We start from the raw sequence: 23364 nt of genomic DNA on the forward strand, positions 1-23364 counted from the left end.
TTGTGGCAATAGACCACTCAAAGATCAAAAAGGGGATGAAGCTGATCCTGGAAGGGATCGGCGAGAATCCACGCCGCGAGGGACTCCGCCGGACTCCGGAACGGACCGCCGAATTCTACCAGGAAGTTCTGTCCGGTATGGGGGAAGACCCCTCGCTGGAACTCCGCCACTACACTGCGAAGAACAAAGACGAGATGATCATCCTGCGGGACATTTCGTTCTTTTCACTCTGCGAACACCATCTGCTGCCGTTTTTTGGCAATGTTCATATCGCCTACATCCCGCAAAAGGACAAGATGGTCGGCTTCTCCAGCATGATGCGGGTGATCGATATCCTCTCCAAGCGTCTTCAGGTGCAGGAGCGGATGACCTCGGAGATCGCCGACTCGATTGTGGATGCCCTTAACGCCAAGGGGGTACTCGTCGTTGTGGAAGCGGAACATCTCTGTCTCACCATGCGGGGGATCAAGAAGCCGGGGAGTAAGATTATCACGTCGGCGATTCGCGGCATGATGCGCCGCAACGCCACTCGCTCCGAGGCCCTGGCGCTGATCGAGGGGACGAAGTAGGGCTTAGGTGCAGCACAGTTTGCTGTGCGATCCTCTCATTTGAAAGACGACGGAGTGGTGTCGGGAGTCCTCGCCCGACACGGTATTGCCCCAGTGAACCGTCAGGCAGGGACGCCTGACGGCACCTAAATCCCTCAGCAGCCGCTATTGTTGTTTGTCATTCCGGCCGTCAAGAGCGGTACGTCGGGTTCCGAAGTGAGCTCAGGTGGTTTGAGCGCAGGGTGAACGCAGAAAACCGACACAGAGGCTTTCAACCTGTAAACGGCATACCTCCTGGTCTGCCGTCAGGCGGCACACGAGGACGTGTGCCATCCACAGTTTAGTGTTCTGTACCAACGGCAGCCAAAGTAAGAGGCCCCTCACCTGTCACTTCGGGACATCCTCTCCCAGAGGGAGAGGAATTTGTTCGAGAGTGAGGTGCCCCACCCGCTTGCGGGTGGGTACTGTACACGGCGTAAACGCCGAGCAGATCCCCTTTTCCCTTGCCCAGCCAGCCGTCATTTGCCTACCTTTCATTGCTCAGTTGAAACAGAAAGCAATCCTGTGACCACCCTATCGATTCGTTGCGAGATCAAGACCGCCACCGGCAAAATGCTGTCGTTTGCGCGCCCGCTGGTCATGGGAATACTCAATGTTACGCCGGATTCGTTCTCTGATGGCGGGCGATTCCTGGTAACCGAAAGAGCTGTGGCGCACGCACTGAAAATGGCAGCCGAGGGCGCAGATATAATCGATATCGGCGGCGAGTCGAGCCGCCCGGGCGCGGACCCGGTCAGCGCCGAGGAAGAAATCGAGCGGGTGCTGCCGGTGATTGAGCGATTGAGAAGAGAGTCACAAGTCCCCATCTCAATCGATACGTACAAGGCAGCCACCGCCGAGGCGGCGTTGAAAGCCGGGGTCGATATAGTCAACGATATTTCGGCCCTTCGAATTGACTCGGCTATGCTCGCGCTATTGGCACGCTCGAAGGCGCCGGTGGCGCTGATGCACATGAAGGGCACACCCCGTGACATGCAGAAGAAACCGGAGTATGATGATTGCATCCAAGAGATAGCGGATTTTTTTGACGAACGGATTCAGTTCTGCACAACCGGCGGCATAGAGGGATCGCAGATAATTCTGGACCCTGGAATCGGATTCGGCAAGCGGCTGGAAGATAATCTCCGGATTCTCAGGGAACTGCGATCTTTCACCAGATTCGGGCTGCCCCTGCTTGTGGGGGCCTCAAGAAAGTCGTTTATTGGGATGGTCACCGGCGACACCGGCCCTGCAGAAAGCCGGCTTGGCGGGTCGATAGCCGCGGCGGTGACGGCGGTGCTGAATGGCGCCACTATTGTGCGCGTACATGATGTCAAAGAAACGGTCGAGGCATTGAGGATAGTTCAGGCGACACGGCAATGAGTATGGCGCTGTTTGAGTGGGATTTTCTCCGGTTCGGTTTCAAGGATGCGGTCGATGTCCTGGTCGTGTCGTTTATCATCTATCAGGCGCTTCGACTGACCAAAGGGACAAGATCAGCGCAGATCATAGTTGGACTGTCGCTACTGGGGGGCATAGCGTTCGTCGCGTACTGGTTCCAGCTTGAGGGACTCACCTGGCTCTTTTCCAGTCTCGCGACTGTAGGCTTTATTGTTCTGGTCATTGTATTCCAGCCGGAGTTACGGGGTGCGCTTGCCCATATCGGCCAAAATCCGCTCTTTCGACGGTTCGTGCAGCTCGAACAGAAGAAGACTCTCGAAGAGGTCTCTCGCGCCGCGCTCCGCCTGGCCGAATTGCGCTACGGCGGTTTGATCGTCTGCGAGCGCCGAACCGGCCTCCGCAATTTCGCCGAGTCCGGCAAGGAAATGAACGCCGAACTATCCTCCGAGCTTCTTGTCACGCTCTTTACGCCCTATACGCCGCTGCACGACGGCGCAGTGATCATCTCCGGCAACTACATCGTGGCGGCGGCATCATCGTTGCCCTTGACCAACAACCCGCGCTACCACAAGCTGTTCGGGATGCGTCACAAGGCCGCGATTGGTGTGTCTGAGGTTTCCGATTCGGTGGTGGTGGTGGTTTCCGAGGAAACCAGTGCCATTTCAATCGCCCACAACGGCGTTCTGGAATCCGACATTCGCAAGTCCGAACTCCGCGACCGGCTGGCGGAATACCTGAAGAAGTGATTAGAAGAGGTTCAAGACAGGGCAATAGACCTGACAAGCGGTATGTTCAACTGTGAGCATTGCCGCTGATACCGCTTCCAACGCCGCTGATGTATAGTCCAAAGGACCAACTGCGATTGATTGAGGAGTAAATATATGCGGCAAAGATTGCAAAGAATTACACTGCGCGGCTTCAAGAGTATTCGTGATCTAACAGATTTTGATCCGGGTTCACTTACAGTCCTAATTGGACCAAATGGCGCCGGCAAATCAAATTTCATTTCTTTCTTTCGACTCCTCTCTTGGTCGTTAGCGTCACCTGGTAACCTCCAAGTGCACGTCGGCCAACTGGGGGGAGCCGGTGCACTGCTTCACGATGGGCCTGATCGTACACGAGAAATCGAGTCCGAAATCTCACTTGTGACCGAGGCCGGTAGGAATGATTACGCCTTCAGACTCGTTTTTGCAGCAGGAGACACACTGATATATGCGGACGAGAAGTACAGATTTTCTAAGCCCGAGTTCACTTCGCCGGCTCGCTGGAAAGGACTGGGAGCAGGTCATCGCGAAGCCATGCTTATTGCAAAGGCCGATGACGATGACAAGACGGCCAAAACGATCTTAGCACTATTACGGAGGATCATCCTATATCAGTTTCACAATACATCGACAACTGCTCGGATAAGAGGGAAGTGGGATAAAGACGACGGTAGGTGGCTGAAAGAAGACGGCGGCAATCTGGCACCGTTCCTGTACAGGCTGAAGATGCTGGAACCGCTTTCATACCAGCGAATAGTTGACAACGTTCGGCTGATCTTACCGTTCTTCGCGGATTTCGAGCTGGAACCCGAGTACAATTCGATTCTACTCCAATGGAAAGAACAAAACAGCGATAGGATCTTCGGCGCGCACCAAGCCGCGGACGGGATGTTGAGGGTCATGGCGCTAGTCACGCTACTGCTTCAACCGGAGCGTGATCTGCCGGATGTACTCATTCTTGATGAGCCAGAATTGGGACTGCACCCCTATGCAGTTGGTGTAGTCGGGGGCCTAATCCGGAGTGTTGCCACGCAGGTACAGGTGATCGTCGCAACGCAATCGGTTCCTTTAATCGACTGCTTCCAACCCGATGACATCGTCGTGGTAGATCGAGTAGGGCGTGAGTCGAAGTTCAATCGCCTGACACTAAACCGATTGACTGAGTGGTTAGAGGACTATTCGCTGTCGGAACTATGGGAGAAGAATGTAATAGGGGGACGACCCTAATGAGCATTAGACTTCACCTCGTTGTAGAGGGTCAAACGGAAGAGACATTCGTAAATCAGTTACTCAAGCCGCATCTTGCCAATTTTTCTGTGTGGGCTGACGTACGCTCGGTCGAGACAAGTCGACGAAAGACGAGAGTGTATCGTGGCGGTGTTACAAGCTACAAGAGGTTGCGTGGGGACCTGAAGCGGTGGATGAGGGAAGATCAGCGGTCTGATGTCTGGTTCAGTACAATGATCGATCTTTATGGACTATCCGTTTTACAAGATTCATTTCCAGGCTATGAACAATCAAAGGGTGAAAGCGACGCGTACAAAAGAGTTGAATATCTGGAACGTCAATGGGACGCAGACATGGCAGAGCGCCATTTCATTCCGTATTTGCAGCTACATGAATTTGAGGCGTTGGTTCTTGTTGACCCAGCTCAGCTTTTACGTGAGTTCAACGGGATCGAGAAACAGACCGATCGCTTGGTGAAGATGGTTGGTGCATTTGATTCTCCAGAGCTCATCAATGATGGTGCCAATACCTCACCATCTAAACGTATAATCGCTGAGATCCCGGCATATGAAGGTCGGAAGAGGTCGCTAGGGCCAATTATTACGAGCAGAGTTGGCCTAACAAAGCTGCGCAGTCACTGCCCGCATTTCAAAGTTTGGCTTGAGCGTCTCGAAAATCTTCCAAACGAAAACAGAAATACAAACTTTCGAAAATGAGACGCTTCAAGATTATCGCAGATATCGGCCACTGGAAATCGACTCTCTCGGGCTCCCTGCAAATGATAACCGGTTGATAGTTCGGGTATGATATCTCTCAGGAACAACGCCTCGCGCATCAGACTGGTGCTGATGGCGCTGCTGCTCACATATCTGATCGGCAATATCTCCCGGCACTCCGGCTGGTACCACTGGGATTTCTCCACGTATTACCATGCCGCCAACGTCTGGGCTGCAGGCGGAGACCCGTACGATTCGGAAGCTATTAAGAAGGATGGCGGGTCCGCCAATTTCCCCTTTCTGTATCCGCCGGTAGTTCTCCTCTTTTTCTGGCCCTTCACAATCTTCTCGCTTAACGTAGCGCTTCAAGTTTGGCTGTTCCTAAGAGTGCTGCTGCTGATTCCGCTCATACTCCTCTGGTGGCGGTGGTTTGTGCCAACAGGACGTGATTGGCTGTTTGGGCTCTTTCTCATCATCGCTTTCTGGGGGCCGATATATCTGGACCTCCGCGCCGGCAACGTCACCATTGTCGAACAACTCCTTCTCTGGATCGGTCTGGCACTATTCCTGAAGAAGCGATGGCTCTGGTTCTGTGTCTGTGTAGTGACGGCGGCAATCTTCAAAGGGACACCTCTCTTATTCTTGGGGTTGCTGGCTCTGCCCGGTGTCCAACATAGGATCAAACTGATGCTGGGATCGATCGGCCTGTTTGGATTCCTCCACGGCGTCGGCTATATGATGAATCCTGCTCAGTTTGCCAAGTACGCCAAGGCGGCGCTCACCTGGGATGAGCGCGGCAAGGACTTCAATCCGTCGACACTGGCGGCACTGAAAGATGTTTGGGACCCATTACGCGCCAGGGGAGTTCCGCCGATCATTGTCGATGCTCTCACGTTTGCTGCCTATGCGGCAGCAGTTGCGGTGGTGCTGTGGTTCTCATGGAAAGCATATCGCAGGCTGGTGGCTTTGCGAACCGATGAGGCGACGAGCGAAACGGACCGACTCGCCGTTCTCATTATGCTGGCCACGCTTGTATGCGCCCTGGTTGTCCCGCGCCTGAAGGTGTATACGCTGATGATGATACTCCCGGTAACATATTATGTTATCCGGACCGAGGCATCACGCGGTGCGCTGTTGCTTTGGATGATCCTTTTGTCCATGTCCAATCACACTTTCCTGCCGATCGATGCCGGATTCATCAGCAGCGCCGGACTGTATTATCCGCTGCTGATGCTGTATCTGGTTTGGGGGGTCTGGACATATCGTATCATCCGGAGTCCAGCTTCTACAGTGACCACGCTGGAACCGGCCGAGGCGTCCCCGGCGGACTCGGCACCGATTTGACGCGCCGTCGAAATTTACCTACCTTTGGCGGCCAATTACGAAGACGGACATCGGAACACTCGGTTGGACCGTTGTGGCGGCGTACAAAAGATGGATTGAATGCCAATGCATGACCTCTCGAAAATCAGGAATTTTTCGATAATCGCCCATATCGATCATGGGAAATCGACCCTGGCGGACAGGCTGCTGGAGAAGACCAAAACGCTCTCCGACCGGCAGATGCATGCCCAGGTGCTCGACTCCATGGATCTGGAGCAGGAACGCGGCATCACGATCAAGGCGCATGCGATCCGCCTGGACTATAAGGCACGAAGCGGAGATTGGTACCGCTACAATCTGATCGATACGCCGGGGCATGTGGATTTCACGTACGAAGTCAGCCGCTCGTTGGCGGCGTGTGAGGGGGCGATACTGGTGGTCGATGCCTCGCAGGGGATCGAGGCGCAGACACTCTCCAATCTGTATCTGGCGATGGACAACAATCTGGAAATCCTCCCTGTTATCAACAAGATCGATCTGCCCGCTGCGAATCCGAAAAAGGTAAGCGACGAGTTGGTGGACCTGCTCGGCTGCAAACCGAATGACATCATCCATTGCTCCGCAAAGCAGGGGATCGGCATTGCTGAATTGCTCGAGCAAATTATCACCGTCATTCCGCCGCCATCTGGTAATCCGGATGCGCCACTTCAGGCGATGGTGTTCGATTCCACCTTCGATACATACCGCGGCGCACAGCCTTTTGTGAAGATTGTCAACGGCACACTTCGCAAAGGGGACCGGGTGCGGTTTTTCTCCAATAATCGCGTGCATGAAGTCGAAGAGGTCGGGTTCATGCGCCTCAAGCCGTTCCCGCAGGAGTTTCTGGCAGCCGGCGACGTAGGGTACCTGTTTGCTTCGATCAAAGAAGTTGCAGATACACGGATCGGCGACACGATCACCACGATTGTCAATCCGGCCAAAGAACCGCTCAAGGGATTCGTTAACATCAAGCCGATGGTGTTCTCCGGGCTGTATCCGGCCGTGGCGGAGGATTTCACCGTTCTGCGCGAGTCGCTTGAGAAGCTGAAACTCAACGATTCTTCGCTTTCGTTTACGCCGGAATCTTCGACTGCGCTCGGGTTTGGGTTCCGTGTCGGGTTTCTGGGGCTGTTGCATATGGAGATTATCACCGAGCGGCTCTCGCGAGAGTACGGGCAGACGATCATCAACACGGTGCCCAACGTCGAATATATCGTATACAAGACCGACGGAACACAGGTCGTAGTCGATAATCCGGCCGAGATGCCGAGCGCGGGTGAGATCGAGCATGTCGAAGAGCCGTTTGTCGATGCGCAGGTGATTACGCCGGCTGAGTATATCGGGGCGATTATGAAACTGGCAACCGAACGGCGCGGCGAATACAAGACGACCGAATATCTGTCCACAACCCGTGTCAACCTTCATTATGCGTTTCCGCTTTCCGAGATCATTTTCGATTTCTACGACAAGCTTAAGTCCTATACGCGCGGCTACGCCTCGTTTGACTACGGCATCCCGTACTACAAGCGATCCAACCTGGTGAAGCTCGACATTCTCGTAAACAGTGACCCCGTGGATGCACTATCCTCGATCATCCACCGCGAGAAGGCGTACCACTGGGGACTCCAGCTCTGCGAGAAACTTCAGAAGCTGATACCCCGACAGATGTTCGAGGTGGTGATCCAGGCGGCGATAGGGAGCAGGATCATCAGTCGCGCGACCGTGCGGCCACTTCGCAAGAACGTGACCGCGAAGTGTTATGGCGGTGATATCACACGTAAGCGGAAGCTTCTGGAGCGCCAGAAGGAGGGGAAGAAGCGGATGAAGCAGATCGGGAGCGTGGAGATTCCGCAAGAGGCGTTCCTGGCAGCGCTCAAGATCGAGCGGTAGTACTCCTTTGAGGATTGCTTCGTCGCATCGTTCCTCGCAATGAACCTCTAACAGCGGTTACATGTAGGTCAAGACCCCACCGAGGGTCCAGCCGTGGGTAGGGGTCTTGACATCGGGACCAACGAATCGTCAAAACCCCTGCCGACGAGTTTGCATCGTTGGGGTTTTGACCTACAAGAACTTAAGATCGAGCGGTAGTACTCCTTTGAGAATGCTTCGTCGCTTCGCTCGCAATGACCTGGCGGGGGAGCCCTGACAGGCATCAGGCTTGACGCACCCTCACGAATGCGCGTACCTTCAATTGATGGCGAAGAAGCCCAGACACCAAAACGAAGCCACACAAGACGATGGCAGAACCAGAAGCGGTTCTGCCCTACGGCGAGAGACCGACAGTCCTGATCGTTTGTTGTGGGTCTACATGGCCTACTATGTCACGCTGGCGGCGTTTTTTGCGGCGTCGTTCTTTCCCGAAGGGCGGGTGTGGGGGATTAACTGGTGGGCGTATCATCCGCTCTGGCTGCGGCTGGCGCTACTCGCGGTAGGTGGGATCGTTCCAATTATACTGCACCTGTGGCTGAGGAATAAGGCCGACGCCGATCTGGAGATATCGTCTCGCACCTACTGGCTCGTCACGATCACAGTCTCGGTTATGCTGGTGGCATTGTTTTGGATCCTTCGGTCGCGGACGCATTTTCTGGGGGATGGGTACACGCTAATCAGTCTGATGGCATCGGAGCAGCCACTTGTGAAGATGAGGAACCTCGGAGGGACAATCCTGCCTCTCTTGGTGACAAATCTGCTCGGCGGCAAGACAGAGGCAAATGTTGAGTTGGCGTACCAACTGGTCTCGGTCGGTAGCGGTGTGCTGTTTCTCGTCTTGGCGATCTGGAGCGCGCGAAAGCTGTTTGACAACAGAACGACACAGCTGCTTTGGACCGGTCTGTTGATTACCGGAGGATACACGCTGCAGTTTTTCGGTTACGTGGAAAACTACGCGGTGTTTCTTGTGGGCGTCGCGCTGTTCTGCATTGTTGGAATGCTCGCAGCACAAGACCGGCTCAATCGATGGTGGATCGTGCCGGCAAGCGCTCTTGCGGTGTTTCTCCACATATTTGGAGCAGTTTTCTTACCGGCAGCAGCATATATATTGGTGCGGGAGACTAACATAAGCGGACGATTTCATCGAATGAGCACCGCCTCGAAATGGCTGTTGGTGTTTGTCGGAGCGCTGATTGCGGCCATCGTGTTCATGGTGGAGTATCGCAGCTCAGTGTATTTCCAGACGGCTCTGATGCCTCCAATAACAAACGTGTTCACGTTTGATGGATACACGCTCCTTTCGCGGCGGCATATCCTGGACTACTCCAATCTGCTTCTGCTACTATGCCCAGGCTTACTTGTACTGGCGGTGTGCCTGCCGTGGGGCTCCTGGAGAAAGACTCTCAAATCACCCGTAATCGTATTCCTGATTCTGGGGTCAGTAGGTGGGTTGACTGCGGATTTCATATTCGAACCCAAGCTGGGTATGGCACGCGATTGGGATTTGTTTTCGTACGCCGGGATTCCCGTTGTCATGTTGCTTACATCTTTCGCTCTCAAACTCGGACTTAGGCGTCCCCTGCCGATGATCCTTGGACTCCCCCTGCTCGCCTTCTCCACTGTAGCAACACGCGCTTGGGTGATAACTGAGCCTGATCTGGGAGTTTCACAGTTCAAGACCTATTTCGCCCTCGATCCGATCAAGACCAGACCTGGCTTATTTGCACTACGACAGTATTACTGGAATATCGGGGACTCGACCTTAGCGTACGCCACGGACTCACTGAGGGCGAGACTCTTTCCGGAAGAAAATATGGCCAAGCTTGGGCAGCAATTGTTCAACCGAGGCATGCTTGCCCAGGGCAAGCAGGTTCTGGACCGAGCTATGCAGACCAATCCGACCTATCCGGACACCTGGCTCGGATACGCCCTATACTACATCTACGTCCGGCAATTCGACAGTGCGAAGTATTACCTGCACGTAGCCGATGGTTTGAACCCTTACAGCCCATCGGTCGCCGCTGAATATGGTCGTCTCTATTATTTCCAGGGGGACTGGAAGAAGGCCGAAGAGTACTGGCTCCTGGCAACCGATTTGAATGCCGACTTCGACATTGGTCTGTACAATTTGGCGCAACTCTACCTTGGACGCGGTGACACGACTAAGTACGAGAGTTTCCTGACTCAGTCGACCGAGCGCAAGTGGGCCACGTGGGAGACAGCCAAAGAACTGGCGGACTTCCTCGCAGCCAAAGGCAGTATCGAGAAAGCCCGCCAATACTACGCTCTAGCCCTGAGCAAGGGGATGGACTCGAGTAAATTCGAGATGCCTGTTTCATCCCATCGTCGATGAACATGTAGTGGGTAGTGAGACAGTTACGGCCAAACCAATTGTCATTGTACGGGGTCGCCTGTAAGCTTCAACATCCCGAGGCGCGACCACGCGTTCTTGTACAGGGGACGGATAAAAAGCTGATCAAACCCTTGTTCACGGATATTTTGAGGTACTTGAAAGCCTGTTTCAAATAATGCGTCGTATGTCGAGAAAGGGCTCTGATCGACCGTATCTCGAAATATCTCATGTCCATCGGCCGATAATGTGACCAGATACGCATGAGCCGCTTCAGTCAGGAAGGAGATCGCATTGGCGTAGCAAATAGTGTCCAGATCGACTGTAATTCCGAATGAGCCGAATGGGACGAGGAAAGAATCAGCCGCCTCCACTCGAAATTCGTCCCGCCATGCGACGTCGTGCAAACCGACCCTGACAGCTGGTGCTGCCAGAAACGTTTCTTTAAGGTCGTCGTATGTATCAAGATTGAAACGGATAATCTCCAGCCATCTTGAAAGGGACCACACGGCTCCTTTGGTGAGTATGCAGAGTTTGTCATAATAGTGAGCAAGTGCGCTGTCGGCCAGGACATTTGCTCCCGTCCTTATAGTTGCCGCATATCCGTTCGGCAGATCTCGTTGAAGATGCCCAATTCGCCACTGTGGTGACATTTCGCGGGGCAGTCTAGATAGAAGTGGGTCACCGAGTGCATTGTAGTCTATGAGGTGTGTATAGGGTCCCTGGAAGAAGCCTAGTTGACCGACCGCACCTTCCTGCACCACAGACAACCTAGTGGCATGCTGGACCTGAACGGCCTTTGGAATAGCCAAAGGTTTTGTATCTGAGCATCCCCCTAGGGCACCTGGCCGAAAGTAGAAAGCACGTTCGTCGACAACTCCTCGCTGCGACTTCATCTGTGCGGCACCGTTGAATCCAAGCGTGTACCTACAGCCCGCGTAAATTGGGCACTGAGGATTGGGTAGTCCAACAGCCAGTATCAATCCGAATGCAGTCCCTACGGCTATCCCTCTCCTGAGAAAGTTGCTACATGCAACTATACAAAGTGCCAAGAACAAGGGAAGAGAGAGGAATCTGCCAATCATGAAATCACCACCGACGCGCATCACATAGAGCAAATAGATGAAAACACCTGCGGCCAGCGCGATCAGCTTTGTGTTCCTCGAAACAAGCGGGGCGATCAGGCCGCCCAACAGTGCAATACCCGTCACCGGGTCTTTGATCACACTCAATCCGATGTAATATGCCCCTTGGTTCAGGAGATCCACCGAGGCTACTCCCCCCCCCAGCTTGGCATATGCCGTGTTTGGAAAGGGGAAGCCGTAATAGACCAGCGAAAACAAGAACCAAAGGAGCAAAGGAGTGAAGCCGAGCACTACTTGAGCGGCCGTTCGAATCGATCGATGCTGCCACCATAAGAACCCTAAGGCCGGGAGGAGCAACAGGAGGTAGTCGAAGCGGGTCAGGGTGGCCAGAGCCGCAAAGAGCGATAGGAGAAAGGGGCTCGTGCGCTCCGGGCTTTTTTTTATGAAGACGAGAACAAACAGTGCGACGAGAACGTACCCGAGAGGATTTTCCAGTCCTGAAGTGCAATAGTCGGTAAATGCTTTCGACATCACAAGAGTCAGGGTTATAACTAGCCCAGCCCACCGGTCGCGCGATACCTGGAAGACCAAGAGATATACAGCCACGCCGCTAAGCAACATGGAGAAGAAAATGACCGAGTAGAAATACTCACCGGTTGCGGCGATCAGAGGAATTAACAGCAGCGCCCAAAGTGGGTGAGTGAATGTTTGTACCCGCTCAGCAATATTCCACGTTAACCCGAGTCCGTTCAGACAGTTGTCAACCGACCTGAAAGTTATGAACGCATCATCGGACACCCAGGCGGTTCGAGATATAACGACCACGAGCAGAAATAATGCCAGGATGAGAAGAGCAGTGGAGACTAACGGTTTTACCATTGGCTGTTGCGCTCAGTTAGTGCGTGGGGGATTCTGCAACCCACTGGCCACGCAAGAAAATAGGTAATCGCAGTCCACATGTCAACGGTACCACAACGCGTTCTCTTTGATTGGCAAGGGGAGGCCAGGGCTGGCCTCCCACAGCTTATTGTAGTCACACGAAGGTTGTCTCTACGAGGACACTGTGTCTGTCAATTGCTTGCCGAACACGTGGATGGCGGCTGGCCGTTGTTGAAGAGGTAATCGGCCAGATAGGTATAGTCAGCGATGTCCACCGTTCCGGAATCATCAATGTCTGCTTGTTCCTCGCAGCACAGAGTTCCGCCGTAGAAGAGGTAATCGCCGAGAGCCTGAAGGTCCGAAATATCGCAGGTACCTTGAGGGTCGCAGTCGACGTTCCCTCGTCTTCCAACGCAGCAGTCACTCACGTAGATATCAATCCGCCCCCCGTGAGTAACGATCTCATCGTCATGGTGTGAGCCCACCAGAATATCGTCGTCACCATCGTTATTAATGTCGTTGACAAATGCGGCCCAAAGACCCCAATTTTGATGGGGGCCGCTTGGCAACACTCTGGGGCTTCCATAGATCCGCAAAAGTTCCAATCCCGTTAAGCCCGAAAAGACGTAAACGGTTCCGGTATCTGTAATTACGTCGCTTCTATGCGAGTCACCTACAACAAGTAGATCTGGAGTACCATCGCCGTCGAAATCCCCGCCGCCAGCAACTGAAGACCCCCAAAAGTCCATTCGATCTACGTAATCAGGCGGGTAGGTTGCGGGCTCCTTACCTTCATGTGCCACTAGCAAAGTCGTCGGCGATGCGCCGGAGAAAGCATACGCTTTACCGCGTCCCATGCCCAAGGGAGATTCGGGCTCATACGTAACCGCTCCTACCAAGATATCGGGGACTCCGTCAGCGTTGAGATCGCCCGCGGACGCGACCGACCATCCGAAATAATCGGCAGCCGTTTCGCCGGTAATCTTAGTAATCAATTGTCCGTCATCTCGATAGAGCCAAACCCTGCCTATCTGATCATTTACCGAGTCAGGTGGGTATCGATAATCAGTAACTGCATAATCGGTACGCCCGTTTGCCGTAATGTCGCCGAGATCAGCAACTGCCCATCCATAGGCACCGTATCCGTCAGGCTCTGTGTGTATTCGATCTGCGCCTTGACTGGTAAGTAGCAATTGCCCGTTTAGGTTTCTGCCAACAAACACGTATGCCGTTAAGACATTGGTAATTAACAACTCGCGCCTTCCGTCCCCATTCATATCACCTGTTATAGCAGTCGCCTGGCCAAATAGGTTAGAGCCCGAAATAATTACATCGGCGGATGCGGCCTGCACTGTCTCAGGAGAGGACGCTGGCGTTCTGCCTCGGAATAGATAGGCTCTCCCTTGAGAGGAATTGTACATTGGGCTGCCAACTAACACGTCAGAGATGCCGTCACCATCAAAATCGCCAGCTCCAATAGACTTCCCAAAAGCATCACCACTATTCTCGCCGACGTACAAGAAGAGTAACTGAAATGGAGAGTGGCCAGAAAATGCGTAGACGTGCCCTCGATCACTGTCGAAACCCGGTGCTGAAGCTACGAAGTCATTGATAGAGTCGCCGTTGATGTCGCCGCACCCGAGAACGCGCCACCCAAGTTCTTCATAGAATGAAGATCCTGAGTACGACCAGGTAGGCATCTGCGCGCCGTTGACATTGGTCGCTGCAAGCATGAATCCTGCCGACAGAAGCGACCGCCACAGTTTCTTTCCCATGAAGTACCTCCTTGAGATTGATGTGAGTTGACGTGAACCGCCCGGGCCTATGCATGTCCGTATGCTCGAACTCTGGGAAGCTGGTCATGTGCGATTGGATTGCACTTCTTGGCAATTGTTGCTATTCGCCCTCCTGAACTTGCGGGAGTTCCTACAGCATTCTACGTTGACTGCTGAATTTGTATTTGGGAAAATCAGTGTTGCAGGAATCGTCGCACCATGCCTGGAGCAAAGCCTGCCTCACCCAGGGTGCTAATTTCGGTAACACACCTACTCAGGTGCATATACCTGCGAAATCGAGACAACACGCTTGCATGAAAGCAAATACAACGATGAGTACAATTGCGATCACACCGTTGCACTCCCACAATTCTTTCCCACGTAGTGAGTTGCAGGGAAAAAGTGCGCATTGCAACTATATAAAAATGACAAAACGAACCCAATTCGCCAATTGCGATGCAAACAGTCATGGATTCATATGCACGGAAACGAACCCAATCAGGTGTAGCCCGCCTGCTTCAGGTGGGTTCCCAGTTCTTATTGCCGTGAATCCGACAATGGCCGTGCACCTGCGAGCGCTGCTTCCCTCCTCGTTACTTCAGCGAACGATTGTGACGGGAAACGGAGTAGCAGGAAACCGAGCCGTCGGCTGGGATACACCTTGGCTGTGGTGCGATACCCATCCGCACTGTGTCACCCCCGCGAAAGCGGGGGTCCAGTCCCGAGCCGTCGCAGGATTGTCACGTCGTCCGCTCGGGGCCGACTCCCCACAATGACACCTCGCGGAATTCCAGCTTTCGCCAGTATGACATCCTGAAGCAGTTCCGATCACTCCTCCGCCGAGCCGCGAGGGCGCTTCGGCGGGCGAAGGCGGTCGGTGTCCTGCAGCGCCTTCCGTGGCTGGCCCGCCATTCAGGTGGGACGTGGGACCTGTTCGCGGCGGTCCATCAAGCCCACCATAGATGGTGGGGCACCAACGCCCAACGGGAGTGCATCCTACTCGCCTAAAATGGCGTGGCGTCCTGCTTCCCCTAGCCCCCTCTTCCGTATATATTTCGCTCAAACCGTGCCCACAGGGGCTAAAGGCCCTGTGGGGAGAAACCGATAACTTATAACACGTATGGATCAGGACTTCCTCATCAAGGAGCATACCCAGCTCGAGAGCCAGAAAGAGGCGCGCAAGTTCCTCAATCGTCGCGAGCGGAAACCCCTTTGGCGCGAGTATCTCGAAACAGCTGTGGTCGCGGTGGTCGCCGCCGTGCTGCTGCGGATATTCGTGATCTCGGCGTACAAAGTGAACTCCGGCTCGATGGCGGACACGCTTCTGGAAGGGGATTATATCTTCGTCAATAAACTGGCCTACACCTATGGCGGTAAGTTCCCGCAGACCGGCGACATCATCGTCTTCAAGTACCCCAATAATCCGGACAAGGATTATATCAAACGGGTGGTCGCGCTTCCGGGACAGACTGTCCAGGTGGCGGATAAGATTGTGTATGTCGACGGCCAGGTGGCGGCGATGCCCGAAGGGGTCAAGCATGTTGACAAGAAGATCATCCCCGGCGATCTGTCGTTCCGCGATAATTTCGGCCCTTACAAGGTGCCGCCGGGCGAGTATTTCGTGCTCGGGGACAATCGCGACGACAGCCGCGACAGCCGGTTCTGGGGGACTGTGCCGCTCGGCAATATCCTCGGCAAGGCGGTGGCTGTGTATTACTCTTGGGAGCCTGAGAAGGATACCCCCGGCTGGGGGTTCCCGTACGTCATCGATATCGTCCAGTGGACCGGCTACGGGCTCGTCAATTTCCCGTCGCAGACCCGCTGGGACCGTATCGGCACGATGATCCCATAAATGCCGTTCGGCCTCTACGTTCATTTCCCCTTCTGCCGCAACAAGTGCTCGTATTGCGACTTCTACAAAGAGCTGTACGATGTTGACCTGGAGACGAAGTTCTTCAAGGCGCTGATGATCGAGACCGAACTGGCGGCCGAAGCGCACGGCTCGACCGATCGAGAGATATCAACGATCTTCATCGGCGGCGGGACGCCATCGCTGGTGAATCTGGGCAAGTTCGAAGAGTGGCTGGGTCTTATCAGGCGATTGTTCATAATGCCGCAAGGGATCGAGTTCTCGGTCGAGAACAATCCCGATTCCATCAATGTGGAGAATCTGAAGGCGTTCAAAGAGCTCGGGGTGAACCGTCCGACCTACGGGATTCAGTCGTTCAACCCGAAGTTATTGAAGCTGCTCAATCGCAAGCATAATCCGGAGCATAGCCAAAAGGCTGTGTACCTGACCAATGCGCTTGGGTATACGAATTTCGGCGTCGACATGATATTCGGATTGCCGAGGCAGACGACGCGGATGTTGTCGGCCGATTTAGATCAAATCATCGATCTGGAGCCGCCACATATTTCGTTTTACCAGTTGACTGTAGAGACTGGGACGACACTGGCGGAAAGAGTGAAGGCTGGTTCACTCGTCATGCCGTCGCAGGAAGTGACGATGTCGCTGTATCGCGGCGGGTGTGAGCGGATGGCGGAGGCGGGGTACCATAGGTATGAAGTTTCGTCTTTCGCAAAACCGGGATTCGAATGCAAACACAATCTGGGATACTGGGTGGGGGATGACTATCTGGGGCTGGGGCCATCGGCGCACAGTTTCATGAATGGGGAGCGGTTCGCTAACGTGCCGAGCGTGACGAAGTATATTGGGTCTTTGTTGAAACGGGAGCGGCCGGTGATTCGCGATGAGTCGGGCGAAGAAGAGCGGATGGAGGAGGCGATCATGTTGGGGCTTCGCATGTCGCGCGGGATCGACCGGCACCAGTTTGCGCTTCGATTCGGTCAGCCGATAGAGGATCGGTTGGATTTGAAACAGTATGAATTGTTTATCAATTCCGGGCATCTCATAACAGAGGGAGAGACACTACGACTCTCTGATGAGGGGATTCTGTTGGCTGATGAGATCACGCGGCGATTGACAAAATAGAAGGGCAGACATTGCGAGGTTGTTCCAAAAATCGTGAAATCAGTTGCGTCAGTTCCTGCGACCCCGATGCATTCGGGGTTGTGTGAACTGACGTAACCTCAATAGAAGGGCAGACGGTTTCGCCTGCCCTTCATTACTTGCGCACCCGAGAGCTACCGGATGCAGTCCCCTTTGGGGTCGATGTTGCACCCCTCAACACCGTCGATAATGCAGCAGCGGTACAACAAGCCATTCACGCACTTGTAGTAGCATTTCGGCGGTTTCGCCTGGGTGGACGAGACCATCGCGCCGAGTACGAACGACACGACAAACAGCGCCACCAGGATCAGAGCGACAGACTTGCGCATAGGTCACCTCCTTCAGCAATAAGAAGGCCGGCTGTCATCACGGTGTCAAGCCATTTGCAGGCGAAAAATACGCCGGGACCACGTTTACTCACTTGACAAACAACTCAGCGGCGCAACCCCACAAACCGGTTGCCGGAAAGCTAATTTCACGGTATTTTTGCCCCCGATATGAATAAGCTGCAACGACAACGGAAGCGTCCGTCTTCCGTTCTTCCATAATGACTTCCCATGAAACAACTATTCGATCCGCTTACTAATTACGAAGAGACCAGAAAACTGGTCGGTTATGTCGACCGCAATGAAGCCACGCCCGAAACGTATTCGGCGATCGGCTTTAAGTGCGGGCTGGAAATTCACCAGCAACTGAAAACGAAAAAGAAACTGTTCTGTCACTGTCCGGCCGGGCTGTATCAGAAGAACGGCGAGTTCGATGCCGAAGTGATTCGCCATATGCGCCCCACGCTGTCCGAGCTGGGGGAGTACGACGGCACCGCGCTGATGGAGTTCAAGACGCGTAAGACGGTCATCTACCGAATCAAAGATGAGACCGCCTGCACGTACGATATCGACGACACGCCGCCGTTCGCGCTCAATCGCGAGGCGCTGGGGATAGCGATCGAGATCGCGCTCTTGCTCAAGATGAACATCGTGGGTGAGCTGCATATCACGCGGAAACAGTATCTTGATGGTTCCATTCCGACCGGCTTTCAGCGGACCGGAATCGTGGCGATCGAGGGATCGATTCCGCTGAAGAACAAGACCGTTCGAATCATACAGTTGTCCATCGAAGAGGATGCGTGTCGCGAGGTTTCAGATGTCGGGCATCTTCGCGTGTATACCACCGACCGTCTCGGGATGCCTTTGATCGAATCGGTGACCTATCCCGATATGTTGACGCCCGACGAAGCGGGGGAGGCGGCGCACTATCTCCGTTTTGTTGCGCGAAGTTCAGAGAAAGTACGGACCGGGATTGGGGCGGCGCGTGAGGATGTGAATGTCAGTGTCACCGGCGGCACTCGGGTGGAGATTAAAGGCGTGTCGCATATCCGGTGGATTCCGCGGCTCGTACATACGGAGGCATTCCGTCAGTGGGCGCTGTTGAAGATTCGGGATGAACTAAAAAAACGAGTAGTCGATCCAAAGCTATGGAAGATTTCGCACAAGGAGATCGACCTGGACATGGTGCCGGCGGATCACCCGATTTTCCGTCGCGCGAAGCGACTGCGCTTGAAATTGGTGGCGGTGAACCTTCCTCAGTTCCATGGCCTGCTCTCCCATTTTACGCAGCCGGGACAGAGTTTTGCCGACGAACTGGTGGGACGGCTCAAGGTGATTGCCTGTATCGAGAAACCGAACATGGTGCACTCGGAAGAATTGACCCCAACACTGTTTGCCTCCCAGTGGGACGACGTGCGGTCGACGCTTGGCGCCGGAGAGAACGATGCCCAGATAATCATCATCGGTCCGGCCGATGATATGGCCACCGCGCTGGATGTTGTGCAAGAGCGATGCCAGCTTGCCATGCAGGGTGTTCCGAACGAAACCCGCAAAGGACTCGTTGACGGCACGAATATTTTCGAGAGAGTGCTGCCGGGACCTGACCGGATGTATCCCGACACCGATTCGGCGCCAATCGCCATCGAAGAATCTCTAATCGAAGAGCGCCGCAGGAATTTGCCGATCGACGTGACCGACCGGTTCAAACAACTCCGCGACTGGCGGGTGCCGGTGGATACGTATCAGTACCTGTTCAAACGGAATCTGGTGGGGTTGGTCGAACGGATCGTCAGAGATTTCGACCAGGACCCAATTTTCGTGAGCTCTGTTCTCGGACATACGCTTAAACATGTCGAGGGGAAGCACCAACTTCAGGCGGATTTCAGCTACGACCTGGTGTACGACCTGTTCAAATTCGGCAAACGGCGCAAGCTGTTCGATGAAATCCTCAAGCTGATGGTACCGGTGGTGTACCAGCACCCGAAGATGGACTTCGAGTCGATTCTTCTCACACTCGACTACCATCCCTTTACGGCCGAGCAGATTCAAAGTTCGATTCCAACGCTCGTGCGGAAGTTTGGCGAGATAAAGAACTCCCCCGATCCGGAAGCGGGAGTTCGCTGGGTCATGGGGCATCTTCGCAAACGGGCCATTGGTAATATGTGCCTCCAAGAGCTCCACGCAGTGGTGGTGAAGGAGCTGAATCATGGCTGATATACTCAAAGGGTACAAGGGGCGGGCACTCGACGTGCTCAATTCGTTTAAGGCGCGGGTCTGGGCCGAAATGCAGGTGACCACCACGCGCGGCGATTTCAAAGGAATCCTCCTACCGCGCTCTGAGAACGATGATGACCGCCACGTGGTGCTGAAGATTGCATCAGGATATAACGTGGGGATCGAGGTCTCGACAATCCTCGAAATGAAAGAGGTCGGGTACCGCGAGGCTCACTACAAGATACCGGAGAAGGAATTCCCGATTTCCAAAGGGAAGCCGAATGTCAAGTTGCTCGGGACCGGCGGCACGATTGCCTCACGGTTGGATTATCGCACTGGAGCAGTGATACCGGCATTTTCGCCCGGTGAATTGTATGGCGCAGTACCTGAGCTTGCGGATATCTGCAATCTGAGCACTGAGAAGTTGTTCGCCGTGTTCAGCGAGAACATGGGGCCGGAGCAGTACAAAAAACTGGCGATCGCAATTGGCGAGGAAATTCGCAAGGGGATCGATGGGATTGTGATCGGTCACGGTACCGACACCATGCACCACACTGCATCCGCGCTGGCGTTTATGGTACAGAATCCACCGGTGCCGGTGGTGATGGTGGGGTCGCAGCGGTCATCGGACCGGCCATCATCGGATGCCGCGCTGAATCTCATGCACGCCACCAAGACGGCTGCGGAGTCTGACATCGCCGAAGTCATGGTCTGTATGTTCGGCCCGACCTCGGATGAGTATGGACTGCTTCACGAGGGGACGCGGGTTCGCAAGATGCATTCTTCCTATCGCTCGACCTTCCGCACAATCGGCGACATTCCACTTGCGATGGTGGACCGGCAGAAAATCACGCCGCTCAAGCAGAGTTACAATCGTCGGCGACGGGACCGCAATGTGACAATTGCGCCGTATTTCGAGGAAAAGGTCGCGATTGTCTATTACTACCCCAATATGCAGCCGGACATTATCGATGCGCTGGTGGACAACGGCTACAAAGGGATTGTGATCGCCGGAACCGGCCTGGGACATGTGAACAAGCCACTCTATCCGGCGCTGAAGCGGGCCGCTGACAAAGGGGTGGCGATGTTCATGACGGTGCAGACGCTATGGGGATATGTGCACATGTTCGTGTACGACACGGGACGCGACTTGATGGCGCTGGGAATCGTGCCGACCGAGAACATGCTCCCGGAGGTTGCGTATATCAAGCTTGGCTGGGTGATGGGACAGACGACTGATCTGGCGAAAGTGAAAGAGTTGATGCTGACGCCGATCGCCGATGAGATCACCGAGCGGGAGCCATACAACGGGTACTTAGTGTTTCAGGGAGGCGTGCCGGAGGTGGAGGAGTTTTTGAGAAAGATACATAAGTGATGTAGAGTGTGTCAGCCGACTCGCAGGGACACCCTCAGCACTGCGAAGTCAGACGTGCCTTCTCGACAGTTCTGGGATCAAAGTGTGCAGGGCAGAGACGCACGGTACTGCAATATAGCGGCGTGCGCGCTTTTTCAATCTTTCCGGATAGTCTCCGAGGGGATGGCCTCCTCTGCTTCGCTGATTGCCTACAGCCAGTTCTTTCGACGAAACCAGGCCAGCATGCCGATGCCGATCCCGAACATCAGAAACATGATAAGTGGATAACCGAAGCGCCAGTGCAGTTCCGGCATGAAGTCGAAGTTCATGCCGTAGATGCCGGCAATAAAGGTGAGAGGGATGAAGATCGTGGCAATGATGGTCAATACTTTCATAACAGAATTCAGGCGGTTGCTGACGCTGGAAAGATAGATATCCAGCATGCCGGATAACATGTCGCGGAAGGTCTCAATCGTATCCATTACCTGAATGACGTGGTCGTGAACATCACGCAAATAGAGCTCGGTCGCTCGAGTAAAGAGCGGGGATTCGCCCCGCTGGAGATTGCTGATCACATCGCGGAGTGGCCAAACCGCCTTCCGCAGAAACAGCATTTCGCCCTTCAAGCGATTGATGGTGCTCAGCGCGGCCGGTGTCGGATCCGCCACTACTTTCTCCTGAAGCGTCTCAAAGTGTTCGCCGAGTTTTTCCAGGACGACGAAGTAATTATCAACGATCGTGTCCATCAACGCGTACGCCAGATAGTCCGGCCCTGCTTTGCGGAGTTTCTCCTTGCCGGCTCTCAGTCTCTCGCGGATTGGATTGAAGCAGTCGCCGCTCGTCTCCTGAAACGACAGAAGGTAGTTCCTTCCTACCAGAATACTTACTTCGTCATGCTCGATCACGTTCTTCGATGCCGACATCTCCAACATGATGAGGGTAATGAATAGATAGTCGCCGAAATCCTCGACCTTCGGCCGCTGACCGGTAGTGACAATATCCTCAAGCACCAGTGGGTGGAATCCGAAATGGGAGCCAATTTTCTCGATCAGAGATAGATCGTGGATGCCGTCGATATTGATCCAGGTAACGCCGGGTGTGTCGCGATATGGGAAAACATCCTCGATGCGCGAGACCTGCTTTTCTTCAAAATGCCTCTCACTGTAATCGATAACGGATATCGTAATTGGCCCGGTACGGCGCGACTCGCCGGCCACCAAACTCCCGGGGGAGAGGCCGACTTTCCGTGAAACTCTTTTCGCGTAGCGCAGCATTACTTCGTATCGCTCTCATCCGGCTGATCGGTTTTCATATAGACCACACGTGTTGGATACGGGAATACAATCCCCTCCTGTTGGTACCGGGCGTGCAGCCGCTTGACAAATTCATGCTTTATCAGGTACTGCGCCACGTACTCCTGAGCTCGCAGGATCACGCTGAAACCCACGCCGGAATCCCCGAACGAATTAAAGCGAATAAACGGCTCAAAAGTCGGTACGGCGCCGGGGACCTCTCGCATGACGCTTTTAGCCACCTCGACTGTCACATGCTCCACCTTTGCAAGATCGCTGTCATAGGTGACCGACACGGGTACCACGACTGCCATTTCCTTGTCGGGCTGGAAATAACTGGTGACAACCGCGGTGGACAGTTTGGAATTTGGCAGAATGACCATATTGTTGGACAGCGTGCGGATAGTGGTGTTGCGCCAGCCGATATCCACAACGGTACCTTCCTGGCCGGTGTCGAGTCCCACGAAATCGCCGGGGCGGATCTTCTTTGAGGCCAGCAAATGCACACCGGCAAACAGATTGGACAGGGTGTCCTGCAGGGCCAGCGCCACTGCCAGACCACCAACGCCGAGAGCGGTTAGGAGTGGCGTAATGGAAATACCAAGCGACTGCAGGATTATCAGAATGCCGATCAGGAATACGCTCAGCTTGGTGAGATTGGACAGAATCGATGCCGAGGGAAGGGCGCCATCCTCCCGGATGGTAGACAGATTCACGAATCCGATAGCGATTCGGGACGCCACAAGGGTGCCGGAGAGGATCACCAGCACCATGAGCACCTTGTGAATCAGCAACAGGACCGAGGCAGTAACCGGCAGCGAATAGCTGGCGAAAAAGGCACCGGCCAGCACAAACCAGAGTGTGGTGACCCCTTTCAGGCCGGAGATGATGATCTCATCTCCCTTCCAGGTTGTCCGTTCGGCGATCTTACGGAGATGGTGGAGGATGATCCGTTCGAAGATCATGCCCAGCAGGAGAGCGCCTCCGATCATCACCACCGGTACGACCCAATCGAACACGACCTTTTCGGATTCTGCTGCCAGATTGCTGCCCACGAATTCTCCTGTTGTTCGACGATCAACGAGTCCGAACG

General features: G+C 54.3%; 17 protein-coding genes. 12 read left to right on the plus strand and 5 right to left on the minus strand.

Features of this window, described 5'->3' with window-relative positions; all coding sequences use genetic code 11:
• The first annotated feature begins 2 nt into the window (after positions 1–2).
• From folE to AB1644_11610, 8 genes are all read left to right on the plus strand, one after another.
• Positions 3–569 carry a GTP cyclohydrolase I FolE gene (folE, locus tag AB1644_11575; GenBank protein ID MEW6051682.1) on the plus strand — a complete coding sequence of 189 codons (567 nt, stop codon included), beginning with the start codon at positions 3–5 and terminating at the stop codon, positions 567–569.
• Positions 570–1112: 543 nt separating this feature from the next.
• The gene (gene folP, locus AB1644_11580) at positions 1113–1970 is read left to right on the plus strand and encodes a dihydropteroate synthase (GenBank protein ID MEW6051683.1); all 858 of its coding nucleotides are present in this window, start codon (positions 1113–1115) and stop codon (positions 1968–1970) included.
• Between the two features lie 2 nt (positions 1971–1972).
• Positions 1973–2734: a diadenylate cyclase CdaA gene (gene cdaA / locus AB1644_11585; GenBank protein MEW6051684.1), complete on the plus strand. Its 762-nt coding sequence runs from the start codon at positions 1973–1975 to the stop codon at positions 2732–2734.
• Between the two features lie 135 nt (positions 2735–2869).
• Complete coding sequence (locus tag AB1644_11590) at positions 2870–3979, plus strand: AAA family ATPase (GenBank protein ID MEW6051685.1); 1110 nt, start codon at positions 2870–2872, stop codon at positions 3977–3979.
• Entirely contained in the window at positions 3979–4695 is a 717-nt protein-coding gene (locus AB1644_11595; protein MEW6051686.1) for a DUF4276 family protein, read from the plus strand. Before AB1644_11590 ends, AB1644_11595 begins: the two co-directional genes overlap by 1 nt.
• Positions 4696–4782: 87 nt before the next feature.
• Entirely contained in the window at positions 4783–6039 is a 1257-nt protein-coding gene (locus AB1644_11600; GenBank protein MEW6051687.1) for a glycosyltransferase family 87 protein, read from the plus strand.
• A 99-nt stretch (positions 6040–6138) separates the two neighbouring features.
• Positions 6139–7947: a translation elongation factor 4 gene (gene lepA / locus AB1644_11605; GenBank protein MEW6051688.1), complete on the plus strand. Its 1809-nt coding sequence runs from the start codon at positions 6139–6141 to the stop codon at positions 7945–7947.
• Between the two features lie 418 nt (positions 7948–8365).
• A complete protein-coding gene (locus AB1644_11610; protein ID MEW6051689.1) occupies positions 8366–10339 on the plus strand; it encodes a hypothetical protein in 1974 nt (657 codons plus the stop codon).
• Between the two features lie 41 nt (positions 10340–10380).
• Here the strand turns inward: AB1644_11610 and AB1644_11615 are convergent, their stop codons facing one another.
• Both AB1644_11615 and AB1644_11620 read right to left on the minus strand, forming a co-directional pair.
• Positions 10381–12300, minus strand: a complete 1920-nt coding sequence (locus AB1644_11615; GenBank protein MEW6051690.1) for a hypothetical protein — start codon at positions 12298–12300, stop codon at positions 10381–10383.
• 191 nt (positions 12301–12491) lie between these two features.
• Positions 12492–14075 (minus strand): FG-GAP-like repeat-containing protein, encoded by a 1584-nt coding sequence (locus AB1644_11620; protein MEW6051691.1) that lies wholly within the window; start codon positions 14073–14075, stop codon positions 12492–12494.
• Between the two features lie 1120 nt (positions 14076–15195).
• Between AB1644_11620 and lepB the strand changes: the two genes are divergently transcribed.
• Both lepB and hemW read left to right on the plus strand, forming a co-directional pair.
• A complete protein-coding gene (gene lepB, locus AB1644_11625) occupies positions 15196–15927 on the plus strand; it encodes a signal peptidase I (protein MEW6051692.1) in 732 nt (243 codons plus the stop codon).
• A complete protein-coding gene (gene hemW / locus AB1644_11630) occupies positions 15928–17067 on the plus strand; it encodes a radical SAM family heme chaperone HemW (GenBank protein ID MEW6051693.1) in 1140 nt (379 codons plus the stop codon). It begins immediately after the preceding gene.
• Between the two features lie 152 nt (positions 17068–17219).
• Here hemW and AB1644_11635 read toward each other — a convergent pair whose 3' ends face one another.
• Positions 17220–17414, minus strand: a complete 195-nt coding sequence (locus tag AB1644_11635; protein MEW6051694.1) for a hypothetical protein — start codon at positions 17412–17414, stop codon at positions 17220–17222.
• Between the two features lie 228 nt (positions 17415–17642).
• Between AB1644_11635 and gatE the strand changes: the two genes are divergently transcribed.
• Complete coding sequence (gatE, locus tag AB1644_11640) at positions 17643–19625, plus strand: Glu-tRNA(Gln) amidotransferase subunit GatE (GenBank protein ID MEW6051695.1); 1983 nt, start codon at positions 17643–17645, stop codon at positions 19623–19625.
• Positions 19618–21000 (plus strand): Glu-tRNA(Gln) amidotransferase subunit GatD, encoded by a 1383-nt coding sequence (gene gatD, locus AB1644_11645; protein MEW6051696.1) that lies wholly within the window; start codon positions 19618–19620, stop codon positions 20998–21000. The genes gatE and gatD overlap by 8 nt, the downstream gene beginning before the upstream one ends.
• Before the next feature lie 188 nt (positions 21001–21188).
• Here the strand turns inward: gatD and corA are convergent, their stop codons facing one another.
• The gene (gene corA / locus AB1644_11650) at positions 21189–22253 is read right to left on the minus strand and encodes a magnesium/cobalt transporter CorA (protein MEW6051697.1); all 1065 of its coding nucleotides are present in this window, start codon (positions 22251–22253) and stop codon (positions 21189–21191) included.
• Entirely contained in the window at positions 22253–23326 is a 1074-nt protein-coding gene (locus AB1644_11655) for a mechanosensitive ion channel family protein (GenBank protein ID MEW6051698.1), read from the minus strand. Before AB1644_11655 ends, corA begins: the two co-directional genes overlap by 1 nt.
• Positions 23327–23364: the final 38 nt, after the last annotated feature.

The organism is Candidatus Zixiibacteriota bacterium (assembly GCA_040753875.1).
Classification (GTDB): domain Bacteria; phylum Zixibacteria; class MSB-5A5; order GN15; family FEB-12; genus DATKJY01.